Below are 25,125 nucleotides of genomic sequence, written 5' to 3'. Positions count from 1 at the left end.
CCTGTGCCTCCACGAGACTCACACATGCGAGACTCATGGATAAAATTCGCCGGTGACGGTTTCGTTCCGCACTATGGCAAAGGCATGGCGGGCGACATTACTTCGTCGTCACGTTTTGCAACCGGGCACCAGCCGTGCCAAACAGGCCGGATGGAGGGCCAAGGGTGACCGGCGACAAACGCAGCTATGTGATCGGGCAGACCGAGATCGCGGCTCGGCCGCTCGCGCCGGCGCTCTATCTGGTGGCGACGCCGATCGGCAACCTCGCCGACATCACGCTGCGCGCGCTGGAGACGCTGGCCGCCGCCGACATCGTCGCCTGCGAGGACACGCGCGTGTCGCGCGTGCTGCTGGAGCGCTACGGCATCCGCCGCCGCACCACCGCCTATCACGAGCACAATGCCGCCGAGGCCGGACCGAAGCTGATCGCGGCGCTCGAGGCCGGGCAGAGCGTGGCGCTGATCTCGGACGCCGGGACGCCGCTGGTCTCCGATCCCGGCTACCGGCTGGTCGGCGAGGCGCTCGACCATGGCATCCGCGTCGTACCGATCCCGGGCCCGTCGGCGGCGCTGGCGGCGCTGACCGCGTCCGGCCTGCCCTCCGACGCCTTCCTGTTCGCCGGGTTTCTGCCGGTAAAGACCGGCCAGCGGCTGACGAAACTCGAAAGCTTTAGGCAGGTACCGGCGACGCTGATCTTCTTCGAGTCGCCCAGGCGGCTGGCCGAGACGCTTGCGGCGATGGCCGAGGCGCTGGGCGGCACACGCCGGGCGGCGATCGGCCGCGAGCTGACCAAGGCCTTCGAGGAGACGCGGACCGGCACGCTGCGGGACCTTGCCGACCACTATGCGGCGGCCGACACGCCGAAGGGCGAGATCGTCATCTGCGTCGGTCCCGCAGAGGCGAAGGCCGACGAACCTGAAGACATCGACCGGCTGCTGTTGTCGCTCGCCGCCGAAATGCCGGCCTCCAAGGCGGCAGCGGAAGCGGCGAAGATGACCGGCGGCCAGAAGCAGGCGCTCTATCGGCGGCTGCTGGAGCTCAGGGACACCTCGGCAGAGGACAGCAGTGGCTGAGCGCCCGGCCGCCAGCCGCCTGAAAGCCTATCGGCGCGGCCATCGCGGCGAATGGCTGGCGGCGCTGGCGCTGATGCTGAAGGGCTACCGGATCCTGGCGCGGCGCCACCGCACAAGGCTCGGCGAGATCGACCTGATCGCCAGGCGCGGCGACCTGGTGCTGTTCGTCGAGGTCAAGGCGCGGCGTTCGCTGATGGAAGCGATGGAGGCGATCGCCTACGAATCGGAGCGCCGCATCGAGGCCGCCGCCGACCTCTGGCTGTCGCGCCAGCCCGACTATGGCAGACTGTCGGCGCGCTTCGACATGGTGGCCGTGCTGCCCTGGCGCTGGCCGGTGCATGTCGAGAACGCGTTTTATGGAAGGAATTGAGGGGCTTACCCCCAGATCATCAGCGCCACCAGCCCGAGCCCGCCGACCACCAGCCGCCACCAGCCGAACAGCGAATAGCCGTTGCGCGAGACGTAATCGAGCAGGAAGCGGACGACGAACAGCGCGGTGACGAAGGCGGCGACGAAGCCGATGGCGATGATCGGCAGGTCGGCCGAGGTCAGCACGTTGCGGTTCTTGAACAGGTCGAAGGCGAAGGCGCCGACCATGGTCGGGATGGCGAGAAAGAAGGAGAATTCCGCCGCCGCGCGCTTGTCGACGCCGAGCAGCAGCGCGCCGACGATGGTCGAGCCGGAGCGCGAGGTGCCGGGGATCAGCGACAGGCACTGGAACAGGCCAATCTGCAGATAGAGCCGCGTCGGGAAGCGCTCGACGTCGCGATAGACGGGCTTGAGGTTCATCCGATCGACCAGAAGCAGGACGACGCCGCCGATGATCAGCATGATGCAGATCAGCCGCGGCGATTCGAACAGGATGGTCTTGATGAAGTCATGCGCAAGCGCGCCGATGATGGCCGCCGGCAGGAAGGCGATGAGGATGCCGATGACGAAATGCCTGGTCAGCCGGTCGTGCGGCAGTTCGAGCAGCATCTGCCACAGGCGTTTGAAATAGACGCTGAGGATGGCGAGGATGGCGCCGAGCTGGATCAGGATCTCGAAGGCCTTGCCGGTCGAATGGAAGCCGAGGAAATGGCCGGCGAGCAGGATGTGGCCGGTCGAAGACACCGGAATGAACTCGGTCAGGCCCTCCAGCAGGCCGAGCAGCAGCGCTTCGACGATGGTCTGGCTATCCATGGCAACCTCGGGATTGGGACTCAAAGAAGGGCTTGCTTGTCATGGCGCGGAAGTCCCCCTATAGGTCGCAGCACCCTGACGGTCCGCTTTGCGGGCGGCCAAGACTTACCGGCGCGGCCGGCGATTCGCCAGTGCGCCTTATTATCGCGGGACCATGCTGACGCTCTTCCACCACCCGATGTTCGCCTCCTGCCGGTTCGTGCGCCTCGCCTTCGGCGAATATGGCGAGGAGCTGGCGCTGATCGAGGAAAAGCCGTGGACGCGGCGCAAGGAGTTTTTGGCGCTGAACCCGGCCGGAACCTTGCCGATCCTGCTTGCCGAGGGCGACGTGCCGATCGTCGGCGCCATGGTGATCGCCGAGTATCTCGACGAGACGCGCGGCGTGCTGAAGCGCGACAAGCGGCTGTTCGCCGAGGACCCGATGGAGCGCGCCGAGATCCGCCGGCTGACCGACTGGTACCTGAACAAGGCCGAGAGCGAGGTGACCCGCCACCTGGTGCGCGAGCGCGTGCTGAAGCCGATCATGCCGGAGACGGCCGGCGGCGGCTCGCCCGATTCGGCGGCGATCCGCGCCGCCCGCGCCAATATCCGCCAGCACATGAAGTACACCAACTGGCTGGCCGGCACCCGCCACTGGCTGGCCGGCAGCAGGGTGACCTATGCCGACCTCGCGGCAGCGGCCGCACTTTCGGTGCTCGACTATCTGGGCGAGATCGACTGGCGCGAGCACACCGCGGCGCGGGAATGGTATACAAGGGTGAAGTCACGGCCCTCGTTCCGGCCACTTCTGTCCGACCGGGTGCGCGGCCTGTCGCCGGTGTCGCATTATGCGGACCTCGATTTCTAGGACGCACAGCCTGCGCGCGTTGATCGACGGCGAGGCCAGGCGCGCCGGTTTCGACGCCGTCGCCGTCACCAGGCCCGATGCCATCCCGCTGGCGCCGGCCAGGCTCGCCGAATTCGTCGCCGACGGTTTTCATGGCTCGATGGGCTGGATCGCCGAGACGATCGAACGCCGGGCCGAACCATCGACGCTGTGGCCCGAAGTGCGCTCGATCGTCGTGCTGGCCATGAACTACGGGCCGGACCACGATCCGCGCAAGCTGCAGGCAAGGCGCGACCGCGGCGCGATCTCGGTCTATGCGCAGAACCGCGACTATCACGATATTATGAAGGGCCGGCTGAAGGAGATCGCCGGCAAGATCGTGGCAAAGGCCGGCGGCGACGTCAAAGTCTTCGTCGACACCGCGCCGGTGATGGAAAAGCCGCTCGCCGAGGCCGCCGGCCTCGGCTGGCAAGGCAAGCACACCAATCTGGTCAGCCGCCAGCACGGCTCGTGGCTGTTCCTCGGCACCATCTTCACCACGGCGGAGCTGGAGCCCGACACGGCGGAGCAGGACCATTGCGGCTCCTGCCGCGCCTGCCTAGACGCCTGTCCGACCGACGCTTTTCCGGCACCCTACCGGCTCGACGCGCGGCGCTGCATCTCCTACCTCACCATCGAGAACAAGGGGCCGATCCCGCGCGAATTCCGCGACAAGATCGGCAACCGCATCTATGGCTGCGACGATTGTCTCGCCGCCTGCCCGTGGAACAAGTTCGCCCGCACCGCCTCGGAGGCGAAGCTTGCCGCGCGCGCGGATTTGCGCGAGCCGCCGCTGGCGGAGCTGCTCAGCTTCGGCGACGCGGCCTTCCGCAGCTTTTTCTCGGGTTCGCCGATCAAGCGCATCGGTCGCGACCGTTTCATCCGTAATGTGCTGATCGCCGCCGGCAATTCGGGCGATGCCGCGCTGGCGGGGGCAGTCCGTGCCTTGCTGGGCGACGCCTCGCCGCTGGTGCGAGGTGCGGCCGTCTGGGCGCTGTCCAGGCTTCTACCCGACACCGAGTTCGCCGAGCGCGCCGCCACCGCCCTGGCAACCGAAGATGACATGACGGTGCGCGACGAATGGCTGTCGGCGCAGCCAGCAAAGGTCCATGCATGAGTGAAAAGCAGTTCTTCGTCTTTGGCGCCGGCTATTCCGGCAAGGCCTTCGCCCGCGCCAGCCGGGATGGGGTGACAATCCGCGGCACGACGCGCTCGCCGGAGAAGTTCGCGGTGCTCGGCCAGGCCGGCATCGCGCCGCTGCGCTTCGACGGCGCGCTGACGGCCGAGATCGGCGAGGCCTTGAAAACGACCACCCATTTGATCGTCTCGGTGGCGCCGGAAGAGGCCGGCGACCCGGTGCTCGGCGCCGCGCGCGAGGCGATCGCAGCGATGCCGGCCCTGGAATGGATCGCCTATCTCTCCACCGTCGGCGTCTATGGCGACCATGGCGGCGGCTGGGTGGACGAGAGGGCCGAGTGCCGACCGGTGTCGAAGCGCTCGGTGATGCGGGTGGCCGCCGAACAGGAGTGGCTGAAGCTCGGCCAGGAGATCGGCCGGCCGGTGGCGATCCTGCGCCTCTCCGGCATTTACGGACCGGGCCGCAACGCGCTGGTCAACCTGGCCGACGGCACCGCCAGACGGCTGGTCAAGCCCGGCCAGGTGTTCAACCGCATCCATTGCGACGACATCGCCGGCGCGCTCTGGCATTTGGCCGGGAAAAATAGCGGCGGCATCTTCAACGTCACCGACGACGAGCCGGCGCCGCCGCAGGATGTCGTCGCCTATGCCGCCGGCCTGATGGGCGTCGAGCCGCCGCCGGAAATCGCCTTCGAGACGGCGCAGCTTTCGCCGATGGCGCGCTCCTTCTACGGCGAGAACAAGCGCGTCTCCAACGCCGCGATCAAGGCGGCCGGCTATCGCTTTGCCTTCCCCGACTACCGCTCGGCCCTCGACCAAATGTGGGCGGACGGCAGCTGGCGCGAGGGCGAGCCGCGCAGCCCGATTAAACGCGCTGATTAAAGCGCGGCGCCGGGCATGCTATGATTCGCGTCGCGGCCGCTCTCGAGGCTCGGGCGGCGCGACAGGAGAGGGATGCGGCTTCATGGTGACCTCGTTGCGATCATTGCCCGTCAGACGGCCGTTCCTGACGGCGACGCTGGCGATCCTGGCGCTGGCCGGGCTGGCGGCGGGCGCGCTAACGGCAGAGCCGCGGGCAAAAGACCTGTTCGGGGCCGAGAAGCTGCCGGCGGTGGCGGCGGCGCAATCCTTCGGCTTCTATTCCAAGGGCTGCTTCGCCGGCGGCGTCGCCATTCCGATGGACGGACCGAGCTGGGAAGTGATGCGCCCCTCGCGCAACCGCCGCTGGGGCCATCCGGCGATGATCGCGCTGATCGAGAAGCTGGCGCGCGACGCGCATGCCGACGGCTGGCCCGGCCTTCTGATCGGCGACATCTCGCAGCCGCGCGGCGGGCCGATGCTGACCGGCCACGCCTCGCACCAGATCGGTCTCGACGCCGACATCTGGCTGACGCCGATGCCCAGCCGGCCGCTGTCGATGGCGCAGCGCGAATCGATGAGCGCCACCCTGATGGTCGACGAGAAGACGCATCTGGTGAAGGACGCGCTGTGGACGACGCGGCACACGCAACTGTTGAAGCGCGCGGCGAGCTACCCCGAGGTCGAGCGTATCCTGGTCAATCCGGGCATCAAGAAGAAACTGTGCGACACGGTGAAGGGCGACCGTTCCTGGCTGCGCAAGATCCGGCCGTTCTGGGGCCACGACTATCATTTCCACATGCGCATCGGCTGCCAGCCGGGCTCGCACGGCTGCAAGGCGCAGGAAGCGACGCCGACCGATGACGGCTGCGGCAAGCCGCTGGCCTGGTGGTTCACCGCGGAGCCGTGGCGCCCCAACAAGAACCCGGACGCGCCGAAGGCGCGCGACATCATGACGATGGCGAACCTGCCGAAGGAATGCCGGGCGGTGCTCGACGCGCCAAACCCGGCTTCGGCGGAAGCCGTCACCTATCATGGCGACGGCCCACCGATCGCGGGGAACGACCTGCCGATCGCGGCCGCCGAGCCGCCGCCGCCCGTGGCGGAACCGATGGTGCCGGTTGGTGCCGCGGCGCTGCCGGCCTCGGCAAGCGCTTTTGCGCCGACCCCGAAAATCGGCATTCCACTGCCACGGCCAAGGCCGGAAAACTGACGCCAGGCATTCCAGGCTGATTGTCGAAGCAGGCGCCGCCCTCATCGCCCTGCCGGGCACTTCTCCCCGTATAGTGACGGGGAGAAGGGGGCAGGCCGCAGCGCCGGCGCCCTTTCCGCAACGCTGATGATTGGCGAAATCGGCGATGACAGCGTCCCTCTCCCCGTCACCATACGGGGAGAGGGTGCCGGCAGGCAGGTGAGGGGCGGCGCAGACGTTGAAAAGGTACGGAATTCAAGCCTGACGCCGAAGCCGCTTTCCCTTTACAAGTCCATGCGATAGTCAACGAATGACAGCGGCAGATGGCCGGAACAGAACGAAAGAAGAGTATGGCAGGTGAAGACGAGACAACGCTGCGGTTTCCGGTCCTGATCGGCGACATCGGCGGCACCAATGCGCGCTTCTCGATCGTGCTCGACGCCAATTCGGAGCCGACCGAGCCGCAGATCGTCCAGACCGCCAATTTCAACACCATCGACGAGGCGATCCAGGCGGCGGTGCTCGACCGTTCCTCGGTGCGGCCGAATTCGGCCGTGCTGGCGATCGCCGGGCCGGTCGACGGCGACGAGATCCCGCTCACCAATTGCCCCTGGGTGGTCAAGCCGAGGCAGATGTTCGCCAATCTGGGCCTGAGCGAGGTCGTCGTGCTCAACGACTTCGAGGCGCAGGCGCTGGCCGTCGTCGCGCTCGGCGAGGAGCATATGGAGAAGATCGGCGGCGGCACGCCGGAGCCGAACGCCAGCCGCGTCGTGCTCGGCCCCGGCACCGGGCTCGGCGTTGCCGGGCTGATCCATGCGCTCAACCACTGGATACCGGTGCCCGGCGAAGGCGGACACATGGATATCGGCCCGCGCTCGCCGCGCGATTTCCAGGTTTTCCCGCATATAGAGCGGCTCGAAGGCCGCGTTTCCGGCGAGCAGATCCTGTGCGGGCGCGGCCTGGTCAATGTCTACCGCGCGGTGGCCAAGGCCGACGGCAAGCCGGCGCCCTTCAGCGCGCCGGCCGAGATCACCGGCGCGGCGCTGGCGAAGTCCGACCCGGTGGCGGAGGAAGCGCTGTCGCTGTTCGTCACCTGCCTCGGCCGCACCGCCGGCGACCTGGCGCTGGTGTTCATGAGCCGGGGCGGCGTCTTTCTCACCGGCGGCATCGCGCAGAAGATCGTGCCGGCGCTGAAAGCGGGCAATTTCCGCGCCGCTTTCGAGGACAAGGCGCCGCACAGCGCCTTGCTGCGCGCGATGCCGGTCTATGTCATCACGCATCCGCTGGCGGCGCTTCTCGGCCTCGCCGCCTATGCCAGGAACCCCTCTCTGTTCGGCGTGCAGACGGCGGGGCGGCACTGGCGGGTGTAGCGCTTCGCGCCCTGGTTGTCGGATCGCGAATCGCGCCGCGACGAAGTTTCGCCATAGGCAAGCCGCGACGGGAACGCTAAGAGGGGTGCCGAATTTCCAGACGGAACCACGGAACGACCCTCGATTTGAACCAGCTTCAACACCAAGCGATAGCCCGGCCCGGCGAGACCTGGGCGGTGCTGCGCCGCATCATCGCCGAAAACGGCCGCGAATACCGCTCAGCCTACATCTTCGCCACCCTGTGCCTGCTGACCGTGTCCGCAACGACGGCCTTCACCGCCTGGGTGATGAGCCCGGTCGTCAACCAGATCTTCTATGAGCGACGCGGCGATCTGATCGTGCTGATCTGCGCCGGGATCATGGGCTCCTTCACGCTGCGCGGGCTGGCCACCTATGGCCAGGCGGTGACGCTGGCGCGGATCGGCAACAATCTGGTGGCGCGCTATCAGCGCCGCATCTTCGACCACCTGATGAAGCTCGGCGTCGGCTTCTTCAACGACACCCGTTCGGGCCAGCTCGCCGCGCAGGTCAACGAGAACATCAACGGCATCCGCGACCTGTTGTCGATGACGCTGACCTCGATCGCGCGCGACGGCGTGACGCTGCTCGGCCTCATCTGCGTCATGATCTACCAGGATCCGCTGCTGTCGCTGTCGTCGCTGCTGATCGGACCGCCGCTGATCTACACCGTCGTCTATCTGATGCGCCGCGTACGCCGCATCGCGCGCGAATCCGTGCAGATCAACTCGCGGCTGATCGGCGCCATGCAGGAGGCGACGCAAGGCATCGCCATCGTCAAGGCGTTCACCATGGAGGGCGAACTGGCGCGCCGCATCGGCCAGCTGGCCGAAAGCGCCGAGCAGCGGGGCAACAAGATCGCCCGCGTCTCGGAGCGGCTGACGCCGATTTCCGACATGCTGGCCGGCCTCGCCGTCACCGGCGTCATTGCCTATTCCGGCTATCGGGCGCTGGTCCTCGGCCAGCCGCCGGGCGCGGTGTTCTCCTTCATCACGGCGCTGATCCTGGCCTATGATCCGGCGCGGCGCCTGGCGCGCATGCAGGTCGGCATGGAGCGGTCGCTGGTCAATGCGCGCATGATCTACGAGCTTCTCGACCAGCAGCCGCAGCAGGGCGATGTGCCAAGCGCGGTCGAGGCGAGGATCACCACCGGCGAGGTGCGTTTCAACAATGTCTCGTTCCGCTATGCCGCCGACGCGCCGGTGCTCAAGGAATTGAGCTTTACCGCCGCCGCCGGCAAGGTGACGGCGATCGTCGGCGCATCCGGCGCCGGCAAGTCGACGCTGGTGGCGCTGCTGCAGCGCTTCTACGATGTCGAGGCCGGCAGCATCGAGGTTGACGGCCAGGACATTTCCAGGCTGACGAAGCATTCGCTTCGCAGCTCGATCGCCTATGTCTCGCAGGGGCCCTATTTGTTCGAGGGCACGATCCGCGACAACATCCGCTATGGCCGGCTTTCGGCCACGGATGCGGAGATCGAATGGGCGGCAAAGCAGGCGGCGGCGGACGAGTTCATCCGCCAGCAGCCGCAAGGCTACGACACGCCGGTCGGCGAGAACGGCGTGACGCTGTCCGGCGGACAGCGCCAGCGCGTCTCGATCGCCCGCGCGATCGTGCGCCAGGCGCCGATCCTTTTGCTCGACGAGGCGACCTCGGCGCTCGACAACGAGGCTGAGGCGCGTGTCCAGGAAGCGCTGACCCATGTCATGGAAGGGCGCACGACCATCGTCATCGCGCACCGGCTGTCGACCGTGGTGAATGCCGACCACATCATCGTGCTGGAAGAGGGCCGGCTGGTCGAGGAAGGCACCCATGCCTTGCTGATGGCCGATCCGCACAGCGTCTACGCCCGTTTCCATCGGGTGCAGGGCAAGAAGGGTCTGGGGCTTGTCGACGACGCCAAGCCCATCCAAACTCCGCCGCCGCGCAGCCGCGCGAAGAGGGCGGTCGGGAGAGAGGCATGAGCGAAACGGGCGATATGGGCCTGGTGGTGGTGGGCGCGGCCGGCCGCATGGGCCAGACGCTGATCCGCGCCATCCATACGATGCCGGGCGCGCGCGTCGCCGGCGCCGTCGAGCGGCCGGGATCGCCCTATCTCGGCAAGGATGCCGGCGAGCTTGCCGGCATCGGCATCATCAACGTGCCGATATCGGACGATCCGCTGCCGGCTTTCGCCGAGGCCGACGGCGTGCTCGATTTCACCGCGCCGGCGGCGACCGTCGAATTCGCCGGCTACGCGGCGCAGGCGCGCATCGTCCATGTCATCGGCACCACCGGCTGCTCGGCGGACGACAATGCGAAAATCGCGGCCGCGGCGCGGCACGCGACGATCGTCAAATCAGGCAATATGAGCCTCGGCGTCAACCTGCTGGCGGTGCTGGTGGAGCAGGCCGCGGGCGCGCTCGACGGCGACGATTTCGACATCGAGATCCTGGAAATGCACCACCGCCACAAGGTCGACGCGCCTTCGGGAACGGCGCTTCTGCTCGGCGAAGCAGCGGCGGCCGGGCGCGAGATCCCGCTTGCCGGCAACGACGTGCGCGTGCGCGACGGCCATACCGGCGTGCGCAAGCCGGGCACGATCGGCTTCGCCACGCTGCGCGGCGGCTCGGTGGTCGGCGACCACTCGGTGGTGCTGGCCGGCACCGGCGAGCGCATCACGCTGTCCCACCATGCCGAGGACCGGGCGATCTTCGCGCGCGGAGCCGTAAAAGCCGCGCTTTGGGCCCGCGCGAAGAAGCCCGGACTTTATTCGATGCGGGACGTGCTCGGCCTGAGCTGAGGCGGCCTCTTCCAGTATTTTGTTCTTACGCAATTCCGGACGGAAAACCGCGACACACTTTTCCTGGAATTGCTCAAACTCGAAGGAGCAAACATGTCGAGAACCCTCGTGCTCGTGCGCCACGGCCAGAGCGACTGGAACCTGAAGAACCTGTTCACCGGCTGGCGCGACGTCGACCTGACCGAGCAGGGCCATGCCGAGGCCAAGGCCGCCGGCCAGAAGCTGAAGGCGCGCGGGCTGAAGTTCGACATCGCCTTCACCTCGGCGCTGATCCGGGCGCAGAAGACCTGCCAGCACATCCTCGACGCGGTCGGCCAGAGCGATCTCAAGACCATCCGCGACCAGGCGCTGAACGAGCGCGACTATGGCGACCTCTCCGGCCTCAACAAGGACGACGCGCGCAAGAAGTGGGGCGAGGAGCAGGTGCATATCTGGCGCCGCTCCTACGACGTCTCGCCGCCCGGCGGCGAAAGCCTGAAGGACACCGGCGCGCGCGTCTGGCCCTATTATTTGCACGACCTGCAGCCGCATGTGCTGCGTGGCGAAACCGTGCTGGTGGCCGCCCACGGCAATTCGCTGCGCGCGCTGATCATGGCGCTGGACGGCAAGAGCGGCGAGGAGATCGTCAAGCTCGAGCTCGGCACCGGCGTGCCGGTGATCTACACGCTCAACGCCGATTCGACCGTGGCGTCGAAGGAAGTGCTGGAAGGCTGAGGGTTTGCATTCTGGCTGCTGTCGGAGCGGTCAGCGGCCTCCGGATATCACCAGAGATCTGCTTCCTTTCCGCGCCTAGCCATCCGGCGCTTGTGCTGCCCCTCACCTGCCTGCCGGCATCCTCTCCCCGTATAGTGACGGGGAGAGGGGCGCTGTCGTCGCCGATTTCGCCAATGACCAGGGTTGCAAACAGGGCGCCGACGATGCGGCCGCCCCTTCTCCCCGTCACTATACGGGGAGAAGTGCCCGGCAGGGCGATGAGGGGCAGTGCCGACATCGGCAAAAAAGCGCGTTGACACACACCGCTTGCCCGCTTACATGAGCCCGCACCAGCCCAGATGGCGGAATTGGTAGACGCGCACGGTTCAGGTCCGTGTTCCGCAAGGAGTGGAGGTTCGAGTCCTCTTCTGGGCACCATCTTTTCCCGACTACCAACGGGATTAGCGCCTTCCGCAGTGTTGTCGTTTTTCGCCGGCTTCGCAACGGATGCCACTTGAGCGCGAATTGCGACGTTCGAGATTAGGCGCTGGCCTCTGACCTTCGTGACGAAGAGGCGAGGGCAGTGTCCCAACAAACCGCTTCAAACTCATCGGCCCCGGCGCTACGGTCCGCCCCATGGCCCCCTCCGTCAGCCCGACCATCGCCGCCCGCCGTGACCAGATGTTCCCTGTCCTGGCGGAAGCGGACATCGAACGCATGCGCCGCTTCGGTACGGCGAGCTCTTATGCTGCCGGCGAGCAGATCGTTACGGCCGGCGAGGTGTCGCCCGGCCTGATCGTCATCCTGTCCGGCAAGGTCGAGATCAGCCAGGCCGGCGGGCTCGGGCCGCGCGAGGCGATCATCTCCTACGGCGCCGGCAACTTCATCGGCGAACTGGCGCAGCTTTCGAGCCGGCCGTCGCTGGTCAATGCCGAGGCGAGCGAGCCGGTCGAGGCCTTCGTCATCCCCTCGCAGCGGCTGCGCGATCTGATGGTGCAGGAGGCGAATCTCGGCGAGCGGATCATGCGGGCGCTGATCCTGCGCCGCGTCGGGCTCCTGGAGAGCGGCATCAGCGGACCGATCATCATCGGCCCTCCCGACAATGGCGACGTGCTGAGGCTGCAGGGCTTTCTCACCCGCAGCGGCCTGCCGCATCGCGCGCTCGACTCCGAGACCGACCCCTGCGCCAGGACGCTGACCGAGCGTTTCCATGTCGATCCGCATCATCTGCCGATCGTGCTGTGTCCGAACGGCAAGCTGCTGCACAATCCGGGCGATCACGAACTCGCGCGCTGCGTCGGCCTGCTGCGGCCCGTCGATGCCAGCAAGGTCTACGACGTGGCGATCGTCGGCGCCGGACCCGCCGGGCTGGCCGCGGCGGTCTATGCGGCCTCCGAAGGGCTGTCGACGATCGTGCTCGACTGCCGCGCCTTCGGCGGGCAGGCGGGGGCGTCGGCGCGCATCGAGAACTATCTCGGCTTCCCGACCGGCATCACCGGCATGGCGCTGATGGCGCGCGCCTACAACCAGGCGCAGAAGTTCGGCGTCGAAATGGTAATCCCCGACGAGGCGAAGCTGCTCAGCGGTGGAGGCGACCTGTCCGGCTACAGGCTCGATGTCGGCGATGGCGAGACGGTGCACACGCGCACGGTGGTGATTGCCAGCGGGGCGCGCTACCGCCGCCTCGATCTGGCCAATCTGGCGCAGTTCGAGGGCACGTCGGTGCACTATTGGGCGTCGCCGATCGAGGCGCGGCTTTGCCGGGATCAGGAGGTGGCGCTGGTCGGCGCCGGCAATTCGGCCGGCCAGGCGGCGGTCTTCCTGGCCAGCCAGGTGGGCAAGGTGACGCTGCTGGCGCGCCGCGGCAGTCTCCACGAAACCATGTCGCGCTATCTGGTCGAGCGCATCGAGGCGCAGCCGAACATCGAGGTGCTGGCCGAGACCGAGATCGTTGCGCTGGACGGCCGCGAGAGCAACCTCGAGCGGGTGCGATGGCGCAACCGCGCGACCGGCACCGAGACGACGCGAACAATCCGCCATCTCTTCCTGTTCATCGGCGCCGACCCCAACACGGACTGGCTGGCGAAATGCAACGTGGCGCTCGACGCCAAGGGTTTTGTCCGCACCGGACCAGAGGTGGCGCAGGGACATGGCCTGATGGAGACGAGCCGCAGCGGCGTGTTTGCCATCGGCGATGTTCGCTGCGGCTCGATCAAGCGCGTCGCCGCCGCCGTCGGCGAAGGCGCCCAGGTGGTGGCGGCGCTGCATGCCTATCTTGCTCAGAACGGCGGCGGCGCTCAATCCGAACAGGCGAGGAGATCGTAATGGACGAGTGCCGGCACACGAGCGACATCAGGCAAGTCACGCCGAGCGCGCTCGGCTGCGAGGAATACCTGAAGAGCGGATCATGGTGGGTGCATCTCAGGCTCTGCCGCACCTGCGGCCATGTCGGCTGCTGCGACGACTCGCCCAACCGCCACGCCACCAAGCATTTTCACGCGACCAGCCATCCGGTCATCGAGGGCTACGACCCGCCGGAAGGCTGGGCATGGTGCTATGTCGACGACCTCGGCGACCGCACGACGCCGCAGAACGGGCCGATCCCGAAGTTTGTTTGAGGCGGCGCGAGGCCACGCATCTAGGACGGCTGCGCTATTTCACCGAGCTCGTGACGGTCCGGTCAATGGCGTCGGGAACGGATTTGCGTTCGTTGCCGGCAAGGGCCGCGATGATCAGCAGGCTGGCGACGACCGGAACGAACAGCAAGGCGACGCGCGCCTGCACGTAAAAAATGGCGCGCCATTCGCTGCGTTTTTCGGGGTCGTCGTTCATCGCGCTCACTCTGTCCTGCCTCCCGAGGCGGGAGATAGTAGCGAAGCGTTAAACAACCCCTTCCGAATCCGTTAACTCGCGAATTTCGAACGGTCTGCCGTGGCGCGAAAGTTCGTGTCGACAAGACCGCTGCACGCAACCGGATCAGCCGATCGGCAAGGCAAACAGCCGGCCGCCGGCCGGCACGATGTCATCGATGCCTGCGAGCCGCAGGCAGTGCCAGGCCATGGCGTGGTTGGAGGAGGTGACGGGGATGCCGATGCGCTGTTCCAGCGCCGCCACCGCCTCGGCGACGCGCAGGCTGGTGCAGGAGATGAAGATGGCGTCGACGCCGGGCACGGCGGCCATGCGCTCGGCCGCCGCCTCGATCGAGGCCAGCGAGATGCGGGCGGCCTCGCGGTCGTCGCGCCGGTCGAAGGTGGCGACGGCCGCGATGTCCAGGCCGCGCCCGCTGAAATAGGCGACGAGGCCGCGGTTGATCTCGGGCGCGTAAGGCGTCAGCAGGCCGATGCCCCTGGCGCCGAGCGCCTTGAAGGCGGCGAGCGCGCCGGTGACTGGCGTGGTGCAGGCCACTCCCGGCCTCGCCTTGCGGATCTCGGCGAACACGGCTTCCTCGCCGAGCGTCATCGTCGCCGAGGTGCAGCCGAAGCCGACGACGTCGAGCGGGATGCTGGGCAGGATCAGGTCGACGGTCGGCGCGATGCGCGGGCCGATGGCGCGCAGCGTTTCGGGCGTGATGTCGTTGTCGTTGAAGAGACGTGCCTCGTAGAAGGCGACACCGGGAATGCGCACCAGCGCGCGGAACTCATGCTCCAGCGTCTGGTCGGTGGCGAGGATCGCCAGCCCGATCGCGGCGCGCGAGGCGAGGCCGCCGTCGATCTCCGAGGGCAGGACGCCGAGATCGACAGGTCCCGAAGCGGCGAGGGGCGCGGCGGCTGGGTTGGCGGACATGGCGTTTCCTTTCTTGTCAGAGCGGGATCGATCCTGCTCTCAGTTCAAAAGTCCATCCATCGAAATCGCCGGCCGGCGCCCACCGATCAGGTCGGCGGTGATGCGGGCCGAGCCGTGCGACATGGTCCAGCCGATATGACCGTGGCCGGTGTTGAGGTAGAGGTTGCGCAGACGCCGCTGTCCGAACTGCGGCAGGTTGTTCGGCGTCATCGGCCGCAAGCCCGCCCACATCTCTGCGCGGTCGAAATCGGCGCCTTCCGGGTAGAGCTCCTCGGTCACGCCCTTCATGAAGGCGAAGTCGGCCGGTCTGTGGCTGGTGTCGTAGCCGGCGAACTCGGCCGTTGCGGTAACGCGCAGGCGGTCGCCGAAGCGCGAGATGGCGACCAGATTGTGCTCGTCGACTGAAGCGATGCTCGGCGGCGCCGGGCGGTTGCCGACCGGGATGGTCAGGGAATAGCCCTTGATCGGGTAGATCGGCAGGCTGATGCCGATGGTTTTGGCCAGCAGCGGGCTGTAGGAGCCGAGCGCCAGCACATAGGCATCGCCCTTGAACGCGCCCTTGTCGGTCATCACCTGCGCGACGCCGTCGCCCGAGGTCTCGATGCCGGTGATGGTGGTGCCGGTGCGGATCTCGCCGCCGCGCCCGGCGATCTTCGCCGCCAGTGCCCGGGTGAACTTCGCCGGGTCGCCGGTCTCATCGGTCGGGCAATAGATGCCGCCGGCGATCTTTTCCCGCGCCGAGGCCAGCGACGGATCGAGTGCCACGACGCCCTCGCGATCCAGCAGCCTGATCTCCTGCCCGTCGGCCTCCAGCAGCTTCATGTGCTCGACGCCCTTGTCCAGCGCCTGCTGGCTGCGATGGAAATACAGGATGCCGCGGTCGTTGCGGTCGTAGTCGATCGCCTCGTCGGCAATCACCTCGCGCAGCACGCTCTGCGAATAGGCGGCAAGGCGATGCTTGAGCAGTGTGTTGCGCCTGGCCTTTTCCGCCGTGCATTCCATCAGGAAGAGCCACGACCAGCTGTAGAGCCTGGGATCGGCCGACATCCTGAAGCGCAGCGCCTGGTCCTTCAGCACCAGCGATTTCAAAAGGATCATCGGCGCTTTCGGCGACGACCAGACGAACGAATGGCCGGGCGCGATCATGCCGGCATTACCCCAGCTCGTCTCGGCGGCGACCTGAGGCTGGCGCTCGACGAGCGCCACCTCATGGCCGTCCTTCTGAAGCTGGTAGGCGGTGGTGACGCCAACCACGCCGCCACCCAGCACGATCACGCGCATGACGCCTCCGGAGATCGCAAAGCGGGAGGCAGTTTAGAGCGTGGATCGCGGCCTGCAATGGCACACATACCGAGATGTCGGCGGGACAGCGCCCCCCCTCTGGCCTGCCGGCCATCTCCCCACTTGGGGGGAGATCAGACGGCGCGCCGCCTTTCGCCAATCGCCTCCGCCGTAGGACGAGCGAAACGCCGAAGCTGCCAATCTCCCCCCTCGTAGGGGAGATGTCCGGCAGGACAGAGAGGGGGGCGAAGGATCACCGCGATGACTATGTCAGCCCCTCAACGCCTGCTCCAGATCCGCGATCAGATCATCCCCATCCTCGATGCCGGCCGAGAGCCTGACCAGCGAATCCGATATCCCGATCGCGCCGCGCTTCTCCGCCGGGATCGAGCCGTGCGTCATCAGCGCGGGATGCTCGATCAGGCTCTCGACGCCGCCGAGGCTTTCGGCCAGGGTGAACAGCTGCGTGCGTTCGAGGAAGCGTTTTGTGCCCGCCAGATCGCGGTCGAGCTCGACCGAGATCATGCCGCCGAAGGCGTGCATCTGGCGCCTGGCGATCTCGTATTGCGGGTGGCTGGCGAGGCCGGGATAGATGACGCGGCGCACGTCGCTTCGCGCTTCCAGCCATTGCGCGATCTTCAGGCCGTTGGCCGAATGGCGCTCCATCCGCAGCGCCAGGGTCTTGATGCCGCGCAGGGCCAGAAAGGAGTCGAACGGGCCGGAGATGGCGCCGATGGCGTTCTGCAGGAATTTCAGCCGGTCGGCCAGATCCTGGTCGTCGCCGACCACCGCGACGCCGCCGACCATGTCGGAATGGCCGTTCAAGTACTTCGTCGTCGAATGGACGACGATGTCGATGCCGAGCTCCAGCGGGCGCTGGATATAGGGGCTGCAAAAAGTGTTGTCGGCGACGGTGAGCAGGCCCTTGCGCTTGGCCAAAGCGGCGACCGCCTCGAGATCGACGATGCGCAGCAGCGGGTTGGTCGGCGTCTCGACCCAGAGCAGTTTTGTTTCCGGGCGGATCGCGGCTTCGACGGCGGCGAGGTCGGTGAAGTCGGCGAAGCTGACCTGCAGGCCGGCCGAGCGCTTGCGCACCCGTTCCAGCAAGCGAAACGTGCCGCCATAGATGTCGTCGGTGGCGACGATATGGGCGCCGGCATCGAGCAGTTCCAGCACGGTCGAGATCGAAGCCAGGCCGGAGGCGAAGGCGAAGGCTCGCGTGCCGCTTTCGAGATCGGCCACGGCGCGCTCGAAGGCGAAGCGGGTCGGGTTCTGGCTGCGGGCGTATTCGAAACCCTTGTGCACGCCGGGCGACTGCTGGCCGTAGGTGGAGGTGGCGTAGATCGGCACCATCACCGCGCCGGTCGTCGGGTCGTGGCTCTGGCCGCCATGGATGGTGCGGGTCGAAAAGGCCAGGCGGTTCTTGCCCGTTGCATTGCTCGTCATCTTGCGCGACGCCTCAGATGGTTGATCAGGTCGATACGGGTTATCAGGCCGATGAATTCCTCGCCATCGAAGACGATGGCGACCTCGTTACGGTCGAAGACAGGCAACAGCGCATCGAGCGTCTGGCTGGCCTGCAGCGTGTGCAGATTGGAGGTCATGGCCGTGCGCACCGGGCCGTTGAAGCGGTCCCAGCGGCCGTCATAGGGGCCGTCGACCTTGGCGAGTATGTCGCCTTCGTCGACGATGCCGACCAGCTTGCCGTCGTCGAGCACCGGCAGTTGCGAGACATCGGAGCGGCGCATGCGGCCATAGGCGTTGAGCAGGCTTTCCTCCGGCCCGACCCAAACCGTGTCGCCGGTGCGGTGCGAGCGCATGACGAGGTCGCGCAAATCGCCATGCTGCTCCTGCTCGGCCAGGCCCTGCTCGGCCAGCCAGAAATCGTCGAAGACCTTCGACAGATACTTGTTGCCGCTGTCGCAGACGAAGGTGACGACGCGCTTCGGCACCGTCTGCTCGCGGCAATAGCGGAGCGCGGCCGACAACAGCGTGCCGGAAGAGGAGCCGGCCAAAATGCCTTCGCGGGAGAGCAGATCGCGCACCGCCAGCATGCTCTGCTTGTCGGGGATGGAATAGGCCTTCTTGACCAGCGACAGGTCGGCATTGGGCGGCACGAAATCCTCGCCGATGCCTTCGACGGTCCAGCTGCCGGCCTCTTCCATCTTGCCGGTCTTGATCAGCGGCGCCAGCACCGAGCCGACCGGGTCGGCCAGCACCATCTCTGTCTTCGGCGAATGTTTCGCGAAATAGCGGCCGAGCCCGGTCAGCGTGCCGCCGGAGCCGACGCCGACCACCGCCGCGTCGACATCGCCGTCGAGCTGGGCGAGGATTTCCGGGCCGGTGGTGGTCTCGTGCGCCAGCGGGTTGGCCGGGTTGGCGAACTGGTTAGCATAAAAGGCGCCGGGCGTTTCGGCGGCGATCTTCTCGGCCATGTCCTGGTAATATTCGGGATGGCCCTTGCCGACGTCGGAGCGCGTCATGCGCACCTCGGCGCCGAGCGCGCGCAGATGCTGGATCTTCTCGCGCGACATCTTGTCGGGGACGACGAGGATGATGCGGTAGCCCTTGGGGATACCGACCTGGGCAAGGCCGAGGCCGGTATTGCCGGCGGTCGCCTCGACGATGGTGCCGCCGGGCCTGAGCTTGCCCTGCCGCTCGGCGGCGGCGATCATCGACAGCGCGATGCGGTCCTTGATCGAGCCGCCGGGATTCTGGCTTTCGAGCTTGATGAACAGGCGGCACTTGCCGGTGTCGAACTTGGTCAGCTCGACGATGGGGGTCTGGCCGATCAGGTCGAGCACCGACGCATAGGGCGGACGCAGGCGGGAAACGGCACTGTCGGCTTTTCCGGGCTCGCTCATGCAAAAAGCTCCATGGTGACGACCTAGCGTCTTTTCCAGCCGATCGCTGCCGGAAAGAAGATAGATCGTCCCAATCGCAGGGCGAGTGGAGGAATGAAATTCCATGATGCGGCCGCCGAACCGGGAGAGGGCAGATGGCACCCCGCGGGAAGCGCCTCAGATGCGCGAGCGGCTGGCCCAGCCGAGCCCGAGCAATCCCACCAGCATCGTCAGTATTCCGATATAGAGCCAATGCGTCTGGCCGGTCATGAAGCTGCCGCGGACAAGACCGAGGCCCTGAAGGGACCAGAGCAGGCCGATCGCGAGCACGATCAGCGCCAGCACAAACCGCATCAATCGCATCGGTGGGATTCCCTTCGCAAGTCGATCGTCGACTCAGTCACGGCGGCAATGAAAGAGCGGAAGGAAGCGATCCAATCGCGCCCGTCTGTACTTGCGTATTGATGCCCGATCCAGCCAGACACAACCAGAAAACCGGTGCGAATGATCATCGAGAATACGCCGCGCAAGCCGGGAAGACTCATGACAAACTGTTTCCCGGCGACTCCAAACGTGTGCCGTTGCCATGGAACCGCCAGATGGCGGCCGCATTTCCTGCCTTAATTGCTTCCTAACGGCTGGGGTCTGTCCAAACGGAGCCATTCCCCAAAGATGATGAAGACAAAGCAAACCGCGCTTGTCGCGGTAACGGTAGCGGCTGGCCTGATGGTCGGCGCCTCCGCCTCCTCCGCCGCCGCGCAATGCGGCCGCGCCTCCTGGTACGCGCTGCACTCGCGCACCGCTTCCGGCGAACGCATGAACCCGTCGGCGCTGACCGCCGCGCACCGCACCTTGCCCTTCGGCACCAAGCTCAAGGTGACCAACAAGAACAACGGCCGCAGCGTCGTGGTGCGCATCAACGACCGCGGCCCGTTCATCAAGGGGCGCGTGCTCGACCTCTCGAAGGGCGCAGCCAGCCAGCTCGGCTTCATCGGTTCGGGCCACACCGCCGTGTGCATGGCGCGCGTGTGATATGTCTGACATGTCCGGCCAGAGGGCCGGACGTATTTCCTACACACTTCCGCAGCGCACAGTGAGCCGGCTGCCGCCCGCCAAGGCGGATTCTCAACGCTTTGGCCGAAAGAACCATTGATCACTCGACATGACGTATTGCATCGCAACAATATCTTGTTAACCTCGCCGCGAGACATTTGAGGCTCGGCGCTGCACGTCGTCCTTGGGTCGCAGCAGCAGCGGGGTCTTCTCGATGTACTACCAGCTCTACGAATTGAACCACGCCGCGCTGCAGCCGGCCCGCGTCTATGCCGACGCGGTGAAGATGTTCTACACCAACCCGCTCAATCCGATCGCGCACACGCCCTGGGGCCGCTCGGTGGCGGCAACCGCCGAACTGTTCGAGCGCACCACGCGCCGCTACGGCAAGCCGCAATTCGGCCTCGACAAGACTGTCGTCGACTGGAAGAGCGTCGACGTCAGCGAAAAGACCGTGTGGTCGAAGCCTTTCTGCAACCTGATCCGTTTCGAGCGGGCCGTTCCCGCCGGCCGCAAGCCCGATCCGAAGCTTTTGATCGTGGCGCCGATGTCGGGACACTACGCGACGCTGCTGCGCGGCACGGTGGAGGCGATGCTGCCCTATGCCGACGTGCACATCACCGACTGGGTCGATGCCCGCATGGTGCCGCTGGCCGACGGCCGCTTCGATCTCGACGACTATATCGACTACATCATCGAGATGTTCCATGCGCTCGGTCCCGACACCCATGTGATGGCGGTGTGCCAGCCCTCGGTGCCGGTGCTGGCTGCGGTTGCGCTGATGGAAAAGCGCGGCGACCCGTTCGTGCCCTCGACGATGACGCTGATGGGCGGGCCGATCGACACCCGCCGCAATCCGACGGCGGTCAATTTGCTGGCCGAGGAAAAGGGCAGCGGCTGGTTCCGCGACAACGTCATCATGCAGGCGCCGTGGCCGGTGCCCGGCTTCGGCCGCGAGGTCTATCCCGGCTTCCTGCAGCTGTCGGGCTTCATGAGCATGAACCTCGACCGCCACATCATCGCCCACAAGGACTTCTTCATGCACCTGGTGAAGCATGACGGCGACAATGCCGAGAAGCACCGCGATTTCTACGACGAATATCTGGCGGTGATGGACCTGACGGCGGAATTCTACCTGCAGACGGTCGACACCGTGTTCGTGCGCCATGCCCTGCCCAAGGGGGAGATGATGCATCGCGGCGAGGCCGTCGACACCTCGGCGATCCGCAACGTCGCGCTGTTCACGGTCGAGGGCGAGAACGACGACATTTCCGGCCTCGGCCAGACCCAGGCCGCGCACGATCTGTGCGTCAACATCCCGGCCGACCGGCAGGCCCACTACATGCAGCCGGCGGTCGGCCATTACGGTGTTTTCAACGGCTCGCGCTTCCGCTCCGAAATCGTGCCGCGCATCGTCGACTTCATCACCAGCTACGGCCGCCAGACCCGCGTCGCGGCAAAGCCGAAGCTGGTGCGCTCGGCCAAGGGCTGAAGAAGACCGCAAGGCCGGGCCGCCGCGACGGCGGCTTTCGGCATATCCGGATCGTGCTGTTGCACAAGTGCCGCTGTCAGGATCGCGGAAGTAACCATGCCGCCAATCAGGCCAGACTCGTAATTGACACGGACTGTAAATCGCCCTTAACGTTTCGTTAACAACAAGGGCGAACGGGGACTATGATTTCCTCACCGATGGCACGGACGCTGCGCTTGTGTGCGGTCGCAGGGCTGGCGATTTCGGGATTGTGGGCGGCGCCCGCATTCGCGGCGGGAGCGATGATGACCGGAGGGCTGACGTCGCAGCCGATCGGACATTACGATTTCTGCAAGGCCAATCCGGGCGAATGCTCGATCCGCCCGAGCAATCTGGCGCCGGCCAAGATGACCGATGCGTTCCTGCGCAAGCTCGTCAGCATCACCGCCAAGGTCAACGCCGCCGTCAAGCCGATGAGCGACTACGACATCTACGGCAAGGACGAGGTCTGGGCCTATCCCGACAAGGGCGTCGGCGACTGCGAGGACTATGTGCTCGAAAAGCGCCGCCAGCTCTACCGCATGGGCGTGTCGCTGGCGGACCTGCTGATCACCGTCGTGCGCAAGCCTGATGGCGAAGGCCATGCGGTGCTGACGGTGCGCACCGACGAGGGCGACTACGTCCTCGATAACCTGAACGACAAGGTCAAGGCCTGGGACGAGACCGGCTACCGCTTCCTCAAGCGGCAGGCGATCGACAACACCGGACGCTGGGTGTCGATCCGCGGCGGCCAGCAGGTGCTGGTCGGCGCGGTGCAGTAACCGACGATCGAGTCTGCATTCCAAGCCTTGAGGCGGCTGGTACCGCCCTTGGCTGCTTTTACATCATAGGTTGGCGCCGCCCTCATGCCCTGCCGGGCATTTCTCCCCGTATAGTGACGGGAGAAAGACGCTGCGCGCACCGCATTGCAAAATTGCCCCAACGTAGCGGCCAGCTCCCTCCCTTCTCCCCGTCACTATACGGGGAGAAGGTGCCGGCAGGCGGATGAGGGGCGGCGCCAACGTCAAATGAGACTTGCTGGCCGCGTCCCGCGCCACCCTCCCAGAATTTTTCACAGTCATCCGTGAACCAGACGGTCTCTGCCGGCGACACACGGCCGCGTACAGAAACCAACCCTGGAGATTTCAAATGACTGCTTTTCTGCGGAATGCCCTTCTCGCCGCTGTTGCGGCATCGTCGATGGCCGGATCCGCGCTGGCGGACCAGACCGTCAGCTGCGCCGAGACCAAGACCAACGCCCTGTGGAGCGGCCGTTGTTGCGGCACCAGCGACTCGAGCTGCCTGGGCGGAGGACACGAGCATGGCGACCATGGCAACCATGGCGGTCGCGGCGGCCAGACCGGCGCGAAGTGATCTCGCAACATGCCCGCTGGCTACCGGCCAGCGGGCATCGTTTCAGTGAGGCGAATGCCGGCGCCGGAGCAATTCGCGCCGCGCATCACGTCCGCCGTCCAAGGGCCGCGCGGACCGACGCCGTGATCCGGCGAAGCTCGGCCTCGTCCAGCTTCTCGATGTTTTCAGCCAGGAGATTGGCAAGCTCGGTGGCGGCGGGCGTCAGGCCCGACGTGTCGATCCGCACCCGCGGATGCGAAGCCTCGGCGAGGCGGGCGAGTTCCTCGGCATCGTCCCAGATGACGTTGAAATAGCCGATGATCTTCTGGATCAGCGTCCAGGTCGGCGCGCCGCGGCGGCCATGTTCAAGCGCCGACAGGTAGGCGGCGCTGACGCCGATCGCCTCGGCCATCGCCTTCTGGCTGAGGCCGCGCTCGGCGCGCAGCGCGCGCAGCTTCTCGCCGAACGGGGTCATGCCAGCGCTCTCATGTGCGGGTCTTCATGTGCGGGTCCGGCGCAAGCGGACATAGAGCGCGCCGGAGCCGCCATGGTTGCGCGCGGCATGGTCGTGGCTGGAGACCAGCGGCCGGAAGGCGGGCGTCGACAGCCAGGCCGGAACCGAACGCCGCAGCACGCCGTCGCCGCCGGACGAGGAACCCTTGCCGGTGATGACCAGCACATAGCGGATGCCGCCGGCATGGGCGCGGTGCAGGAATGAAAACAGCAGCGCATAGGCCTCGTCCTGGGTCATGCCGTGCAGGTCGACGCGGCCTTCGATCGGCAAGCGGCCCTTCGACAGCTTGTTCAGGGTCTGGTCGTCCAGCGCATGCGAGACATGCTGGGTCCTGGGCTTTGCCGCGACGGGTGGAGCGCCGTTGACGGGAGCAGGCGCCGGCGCCGGTTTCGGCTCGACGCTGAAATCGGCGACGTCGACGGCGGCCTTGCCCTTGAGCGGCTTGGCCGTGCGCGCCACCAGGTTCCACAGGACGCGGTCGTCTTCGCTCAGCCTGTCGATACGGCGGGTCATCACGCCACCCCCGAAACGAGCTGGCGCGGGATCAGCGCATAAAAATCGGCGGCGTTGCGGACGACGCCGGCGATCTCGCCGGCGGCGTCGCCCGAGCCGGCGAAGAGGTCGCCGCGCGCCGGGCCGGTGATGGCCGAGCCAGTGTCCTGCGCGATCATGAGCCGCCGGAACGGCCCGTCGTCGAAAGCGGCGAGCGTCGGCGCGTCGATGTAGAAGGGCGTGCCGAATGTGTGCAGCAGCCGGTCGACGGCGACGGAACGGCCCGGCGTCAGCGGCACCTTGGCGGCGGCGATCGGACCGAGCGCCGCATCGTCGACCGCCGCCTCGCGGAAGAAGATATAGGAGCGGTTCTGCCAGAGGATCTCGTCGACGCGATCCGGGTGCGCCCTGAACCAGGCGCGGATCGACTGCATCGTCACCTTGGCCAGCGGGATTTCGCCGAGATCGCTCAGGATCTTGCCAGGCCCGGTGAAACGCTGGCCGGACTTGGCGGCGTAGGTGACGCGGCAGAGCCGACCGTCGGTCATCTTCAGCCGCGCAGCGCCCTGCACATGGATGAAGAATGCGTCGACCTTGTCGGCGAGCCAGGCAATCTCCAGCCCCTTACCGGCAAGCGCGCCGCGCTCGATGGCGCCGCGGTCGAAATATTCGGCCAGCCCATCCCCTGTCTCGCGGGCGAAGGCGAGATAGGGATCCATGCCATCCGGCCGGTTGGCGTCCTGGACGTCGATCAGATCGGCCGGGCGTGACAGCAGCGGCACCGTGAAGCCGGCCGTCCGCACCGGCGAGGCCTCGACCTCCGGCTCGTAGAAGCCGGTGACGAGGCCGGCGCCGCCGTGTTCGGCGGCGACATGGGCGGGAACGAAATGGCGTTCGAAGAAGGCCCGGGCTTCCGCTCGATTCGGCAGCGAAACAGCCCGCGCCTCCTGATAAGCCCCGGCAAAGGCCTCGAAGCCGACGCCCAGCGAGCCGCTGCGGTAGGGCTTAGTCAGGACATGGAAGGCCGAGCGGCGAAAGGCGGCAAAGGCGGCGCGGTGATCGTCCTCACCCCAGCCGGGCAGTGCGCCAAAGGATTTTTCGCTGAAAAGGGAAGAGAGCGACACCG

Annotated in this window: 26 protein-coding genes and 1 tRNA gene; 17 read left to right on the top strand and 10 right to left on the bottom strand. The window is 66.7% G+C overall.

Annotated elements, in window-relative coordinates; genetic code table 11:
* The first annotated feature begins 164 nt into the window (after nucleotides 1-164).
* Both rsmI and EN857_RS29795 read left to right on the top strand, forming a co-directional pair.
* Nucleotides 165-1,073: a 16S rRNA (cytidine(1402)-2'-O)-methyltransferase gene (rsmI, locus tag EN857_RS29800; RefSeq protein ID WP_135859509.1), complete on the top strand. Its 909-nt coding sequence runs from the start codon at nucleotides 165-167 to the stop codon at nucleotides 1,071-1,073.
* Entirely contained in the window at nucleotides 1,066-1,443 is a 378-nt protein-coding gene (locus EN857_RS29795) for a YraN family protein (protein WP_135859508.1), read from the top strand. The genes rsmI and EN857_RS29795 overlap by 8 nt, the downstream gene beginning before the upstream one ends.
* A 5-nt stretch (nucleotides 1,444-1,448) precedes the next feature.
* Here EN857_RS29795 and EN857_RS29790 read toward each other — a convergent pair whose 3' ends face one another.
* Nucleotides 1,449-2,255 carry an undecaprenyl-diphosphate phosphatase gene (locus tag EN857_RS29790; protein ID WP_127287370.1) on the bottom strand — a complete coding sequence of 269 codons (807 nt, stop codon included), beginning with the start codon at nucleotides 2,253-2,255 and terminating at the stop codon, nucleotides 1,449-1,451.
* Between the two features lie 154 nt (nucleotides 2,256-2,409).
* Here EN857_RS29790 and EN857_RS29785 point away from each other — a divergent pair, with 154 nt between their 5' ends.
* The 11 genes from EN857_RS29785 to EN857_RS29725 all read left to right on the top strand — a co-directional run bounded on the left by EN857_RS29785 (nucleotide 2,410) and on the right by EN857_RS29725 (nucleotide 13,788).
* On the top strand, nucleotides 2,410-3,102 hold the full coding sequence (locus EN857_RS29785; protein WP_127310994.1) for a glutathione S-transferase family protein: 693 nt from the start codon (nucleotides 2,410-2,412) through the stop codon (nucleotides 3,100-3,102).
* Nucleotides 3,083-4,237, top strand: a complete 1,155-nt coding sequence (gene queG / locus EN857_RS29780) for a tRNA epoxyqueuosine(34) reductase QueG (protein ID WP_135859507.1) — start codon at nucleotides 3,083-3,085, stop codon at nucleotides 4,235-4,237. Before EN857_RS29785 ends, queG begins: the two co-directional genes overlap by 20 nt.
* Complete coding sequence (locus EN857_RS29775) at nucleotides 4,234-5,139, top strand: SDR family oxidoreductase (RefSeq protein ID WP_135859506.1); 906 nt, start codon at nucleotides 4,234-4,236, stop codon at nucleotides 5,137-5,139. The genes queG and EN857_RS29775 overlap by 4 nt, the downstream gene beginning before the upstream one ends.
* Before the next feature lie 82 nt (nucleotides 5,140-5,221).
* Nucleotides 5,222-6,328: a penicillin-insensitive murein endopeptidase gene (mepA, locus tag EN857_RS29770; RefSeq protein WP_135859505.1), complete on the top strand. Its 1,107-nt coding sequence runs from the start codon at nucleotides 5,222-5,224 to the stop codon at nucleotides 6,326-6,328.
* Between the two features lie 329 nt (nucleotides 6,329-6,657).
* Nucleotides 6,658-7,677, top strand: a complete 1,020-nt coding sequence (locus EN857_RS29760) for a glucokinase (protein ID WP_127286527.1) — start codon at nucleotides 6,658-6,660, stop codon at nucleotides 7,675-7,677.
* Between the two features lie 125 nt (nucleotides 7,678-7,802).
* Nucleotides 7,803-9,659: an ABC transporter ATP-binding protein gene (locus EN857_RS29755; protein ID WP_187331475.1), complete on the top strand. Its 1,857-nt coding sequence runs from the start codon at nucleotides 7,803-7,805 to the stop codon at nucleotides 9,657-9,659.
* Complete coding sequence (dapB, locus tag EN857_RS29750; protein ID WP_135859504.1) at nucleotides 9,656-10,477, top strand: 4-hydroxy-tetrahydrodipicolinate reductase; 822 nt, start codon at nucleotides 9,656-9,658, stop codon at nucleotides 10,475-10,477. The genes EN857_RS29755 and dapB overlap by 4 nt, the downstream gene beginning before the upstream one ends.
* Nucleotides 10,478-10,570: 93 nt before the next feature.
* Nucleotides 10,571-11,191 (top strand): 2,3-bisphosphoglycerate-dependent phosphoglycerate mutase, encoded by a 621-nt coding sequence (locus EN857_RS29745; RefSeq protein ID WP_127286529.1) that lies wholly within the window; start codon nucleotides 10,571-10,573, stop codon nucleotides 11,189-11,191.
* Nucleotides 11,192-11,523: 332 nt separating this feature from the next.
* Nucleotides 11,524-11,608 (top strand) — tRNA-Leu (locus tag EN857_RS29735).
* A gap of 198 nt (nucleotides 11,609-11,806) precedes the next feature.
* Nucleotides 11,807-13,495 (top strand): FAD-dependent oxidoreductase, encoded by a 1,689-nt coding sequence (locus EN857_RS29730; protein ID WP_135859503.1) that lies wholly within the window; start codon nucleotides 11,807-11,809, stop codon nucleotides 13,493-13,495.
* On the top strand, nucleotides 13,495-13,788 hold the full coding sequence (locus EN857_RS29725; protein WP_135859502.1) for a UBP-type zinc finger domain-containing protein: 294 nt from the start codon (nucleotides 13,495-13,497) through the stop codon (nucleotides 13,786-13,788). The genes EN857_RS29730 and EN857_RS29725 overlap by 1 nt, the downstream gene beginning before the upstream one ends.
* A 34-nt stretch (nucleotides 13,789-13,822) precedes the next feature.
* On the opposite strand, the gene EN857_RS29720 is transcribed toward EN857_RS29725, so the two are convergent.
* The 6 genes from EN857_RS29720 to EN857_RS29690 all read right to left on the bottom strand — a co-directional run bounded on the left by EN857_RS29720 (nucleotide 13,823) and on the right by EN857_RS29690 (nucleotide 19,440).
* Nucleotides 13,823-14,002, bottom strand: a complete 180-nt coding sequence (locus EN857_RS29720) for a hypothetical protein (RefSeq protein ID WP_127391006.1) — start codon at nucleotides 14,000-14,002, stop codon at nucleotides 13,823-13,825.
* A 144-nt stretch (nucleotides 14,003-14,146) separates the two neighbouring features.
* Nucleotides 14,147-14,953 (bottom strand): aspartate/glutamate racemase family protein, encoded by an 807-nt coding sequence (locus tag EN857_RS29715; RefSeq protein WP_135859501.1) that lies wholly within the window; start codon nucleotides 14,951-14,953, stop codon nucleotides 14,147-14,149.
* A 39-nt stretch (nucleotides 14,954-14,992) separates the two neighbouring features.
* On the bottom strand, nucleotides 14,993-16,234 hold the full coding sequence (locus EN857_RS29710; protein WP_135859500.1) for a D-amino acid dehydrogenase: 1,242 nt from the start codon (nucleotides 16,232-16,234) through the stop codon (nucleotides 14,993-14,995).
* A gap of 270 nt (nucleotides 16,235-16,504) precedes the next feature.
* Nucleotides 16,505-17,680: a cystathionine gamma-synthase gene (locus tag EN857_RS29700; protein WP_135859498.1), complete on the bottom strand. Its 1,176-nt coding sequence runs from the start codon at nucleotides 17,678-17,680 to the stop codon at nucleotides 16,505-16,507.
* The gene (locus tag EN857_RS29695) at nucleotides 17,677-19,098 is read right to left on the bottom strand and encodes a pyridoxal-phosphate dependent enzyme (RefSeq protein WP_135859497.1); all 1,422 of its coding nucleotides are present in this window, start codon (nucleotides 19,096-19,098) and stop codon (nucleotides 17,677-17,679) included. The genes EN857_RS29700 and EN857_RS29695 overlap by 4 nt, the downstream gene beginning before the upstream one ends.
* 156 nt (nucleotides 19,099-19,254) lie before the next feature.
* The gene (locus EN857_RS29690) at nucleotides 19,255-19,440 is read right to left on the bottom strand and encodes a hypothetical protein (protein WP_127284870.1); all 186 of its coding nucleotides are present in this window, start codon (nucleotides 19,438-19,440) and stop codon (nucleotides 19,255-19,257) included.
* 309 nt (nucleotides 19,441-19,749) lie between these two features.
* Here EN857_RS29690 and EN857_RS29685 point away from each other — a divergent pair, with 309 nt between their 5' ends.
* From EN857_RS29685 to EN857_RS29665, 4 genes are all read left to right on the top strand, one after another.
* Entirely contained in the window at nucleotides 19,750-20,109 is a 360-nt protein-coding gene (locus EN857_RS29685; protein ID WP_127284871.1) for a septal ring lytic transglycosylase RlpA family protein, read from the top strand.
* A 235-nt stretch (nucleotides 20,110-20,344) separates the two neighbouring features.
* The gene (locus EN857_RS29680) at nucleotides 20,345-21,622 is read left to right on the top strand and encodes a polyhydroxyalkanoate depolymerase (protein WP_127391007.1); all 1,278 of its coding nucleotides are present in this window, start codon (nucleotides 20,345-20,347) and stop codon (nucleotides 21,620-21,622) included.
* A gap of 182 nt (nucleotides 21,623-21,804) precedes the next feature.
* On the top strand, nucleotides 21,805-22,422 hold the full coding sequence (locus EN857_RS29675) for a transglutaminase-like cysteine peptidase (protein WP_127284872.1): 618 nt from the start codon (nucleotides 21,805-21,807) through the stop codon (nucleotides 22,420-22,422).
* A 367-nt stretch (nucleotides 22,423-22,789) separates the two neighbouring features.
* A complete protein-coding gene (locus EN857_RS29665; RefSeq protein ID WP_135859495.1) occupies nucleotides 22,790-23,014 on the top strand; it encodes a hypothetical protein in 225 nt (74 codons plus the stop codon).
* Between the two features lie 85 nt (nucleotides 23,015-23,099).
* Here the strand turns inward: EN857_RS29665 and EN857_RS29660 are convergent, their stop codons facing one another.
* The 3 genes from EN857_RS29660 to EN857_RS29650 are packed head-to-tail and all read right to left on the bottom strand — an operon-like array spanning nucleotide 23,100 to nucleotide 25,123.
* Complete coding sequence (locus EN857_RS29660) at nucleotides 23,100-23,468, bottom strand: helix-turn-helix transcriptional regulator (protein WP_126057313.1); 369 nt, start codon at nucleotides 23,466-23,468, stop codon at nucleotides 23,100-23,102.
* A 24-nt stretch (nucleotides 23,469-23,492) separates the two neighbouring features.
* Nucleotides 23,493-24,020 carry a Smr/MutS family protein gene (locus EN857_RS29655; protein WP_135859494.1) on the bottom strand — a complete coding sequence of 176 codons (528 nt, stop codon included), beginning with the start codon at nucleotides 24,018-24,020 and terminating at the stop codon, nucleotides 23,493-23,495.
* On the bottom strand, nucleotides 24,020-25,123 hold the full coding sequence (locus EN857_RS29650; protein ID WP_135859493.1) for a murein transglycosylase A: 1,104 nt from the start codon (nucleotides 25,121-25,123) through the stop codon (nucleotides 24,020-24,022). The genes EN857_RS29655 and EN857_RS29650 overlap by 1 nt, the downstream gene beginning before the upstream one ends.
* Nucleotides 25,124-25,125 lie beyond the last annotated feature (2 nt).

It is taken from the genome of Mesorhizobium sp. M4B.F.Ca.ET.214.01.1.1 (assembly GCF_004791545.1).
Lineage (GTDB): Bacteria > Pseudomonadota > Alphaproteobacteria > Rhizobiales > Rhizobiaceae > Mesorhizobium > Mesorhizobium abyssinicae.
The sequence above is the reverse complement of the archived record's forward strand: the minus strand, read 5'-3'. Positions and strand labels throughout refer to the sequence as shown.

Excerpts from the sequence above, each read along its gene's own strand:
- EN857_RS29790 (WP_127287370.1), bottom strand. The coding sequence starts at position 2,255 with ATGGATAGCCAGACCATCGTCGAAGCGCTGCTGCTCGGCCTGCTGGAG.
- EN857_RS29785 (WP_127310994.1), top strand. The coding sequence starts at position 2,410 with ATGCTGACGCTCTTCCACCACCCGATGTTCGCCTCCTGCCGGTTCGTG.
- queG (WP_135859507.1), top strand. The coding sequence starts at position 3,083 with ATGCGGACCTCGATTTCTAGGACGCACAGCCTGCGCGCGTTGATCGAC.
- EN857_RS29775 (WP_135859506.1), top strand. The coding sequence starts at position 4,234 with ATGAGTGAAAAGCAGTTCTTCGTCTTTGGCGCCGGCTATTCCGGCAAG.
- mepA (WP_135859505.1), top strand. The coding sequence starts at position 5,222 with ATGGTGACCTCGTTGCGATCATTGCCCGTCAGACGGCCGTTCCTGACG.
- EN857_RS29760 (WP_127286527.1), top strand. The coding sequence starts at position 6,658 with ATGGCAGGTGAAGACGAGACAACGCTGCGGTTTCCGGTCCTGATCGGC.
- dapB (WP_135859504.1), top strand. The coding sequence starts at position 9,656 with ATGAGCGAAACGGGCGATATGGGCCTGGTGGTGGTGGGCGCGGCCGGC.
- EN857_RS29745 (WP_127286529.1), top strand. The coding sequence starts at position 10,571 with ATGTCGAGAACCCTCGTGCTCGTGCGCCACGGCCAGAGCGACTGGAAC.
- EN857_RS29730 (WP_135859503.1), top strand. The coding sequence starts at position 11,807 with ATGGCCCCCTCCGTCAGCCCGACCATCGCCGCCCGCCGTGACCAGATG.
- EN857_RS29725 (WP_135859502.1), top strand. The coding sequence starts at position 13,495 with ATGGACGAGTGCCGGCACACGAGCGACATCAGGCAAGTCACGCCGAGC.
- EN857_RS29720 (WP_127391006.1), bottom strand. The coding sequence starts at position 14,002 with ATGAACGACGACCCCGAAAAACGCAGCGAATGGCGCGCCATTTTTTAC.
- EN857_RS29715 (WP_135859501.1), bottom strand. The coding sequence starts at position 14,953 with ATGTCCGCCAACCCAGCCGCCGCGCCCCTCGCCGCTTCGGGACCTGTC.
- EN857_RS29710 (WP_135859500.1), bottom strand. The coding sequence starts at position 16,234 with ATGCGCGTGATCGTGCTGGGTGGCGGCGTGGTTGGCGTCACCACCGCC.
- EN857_RS29700 (WP_135859498.1), bottom strand. The coding sequence starts at position 17,680 with ATGACGAGCAATGCAACGGGCAAGAACCGCCTGGCCTTTTCGACCCGC.
- EN857_RS29695 (WP_135859497.1), bottom strand. The coding sequence starts at position 19,098 with ATGAGCGAGCCCGGAAAAGCCGACAGTGCCGTTTCCCGCCTGCGTCCG.
- EN857_RS29690 (WP_127284870.1), bottom strand. The coding sequence starts at position 19,440 with ATGCGATTGATGCGGTTTGTGCTGGCGCTGATCGTGCTCGCGATCGGC.
- EN857_RS29685 (WP_127284871.1), top strand. The coding sequence starts at position 19,750 with ATGATGAAGACAAAGCAAACCGCGCTTGTCGCGGTAACGGTAGCGGCT.
- EN857_RS29680 (WP_127391007.1), top strand. The coding sequence starts at position 20,345 with ATGTACTACCAGCTCTACGAATTGAACCACGCCGCGCTGCAGCCGGCC.
- EN857_RS29675 (WP_127284872.1), top strand. The coding sequence starts at position 21,805 with ATGATTTCCTCACCGATGGCACGGACGCTGCGCTTGTGTGCGGTCGCA.
- EN857_RS29665 (WP_135859495.1), top strand. The coding sequence starts at position 22,790 with ATGACTGCTTTTCTGCGGAATGCCCTTCTCGCCGCTGTTGCGGCATCG.
- EN857_RS29660 (WP_126057313.1), bottom strand. The coding sequence starts at position 23,468 with ATGACCCCGTTCGGCGAGAAGCTGCGCGCGCTGCGCGCCGAGCGCGGC.
- EN857_RS29655 (WP_135859494.1), bottom strand. The coding sequence starts at position 24,020 with ATGACCCGCCGTATCGACAGGCTGAGCGAAGACGACCGCGTCCTGTGG.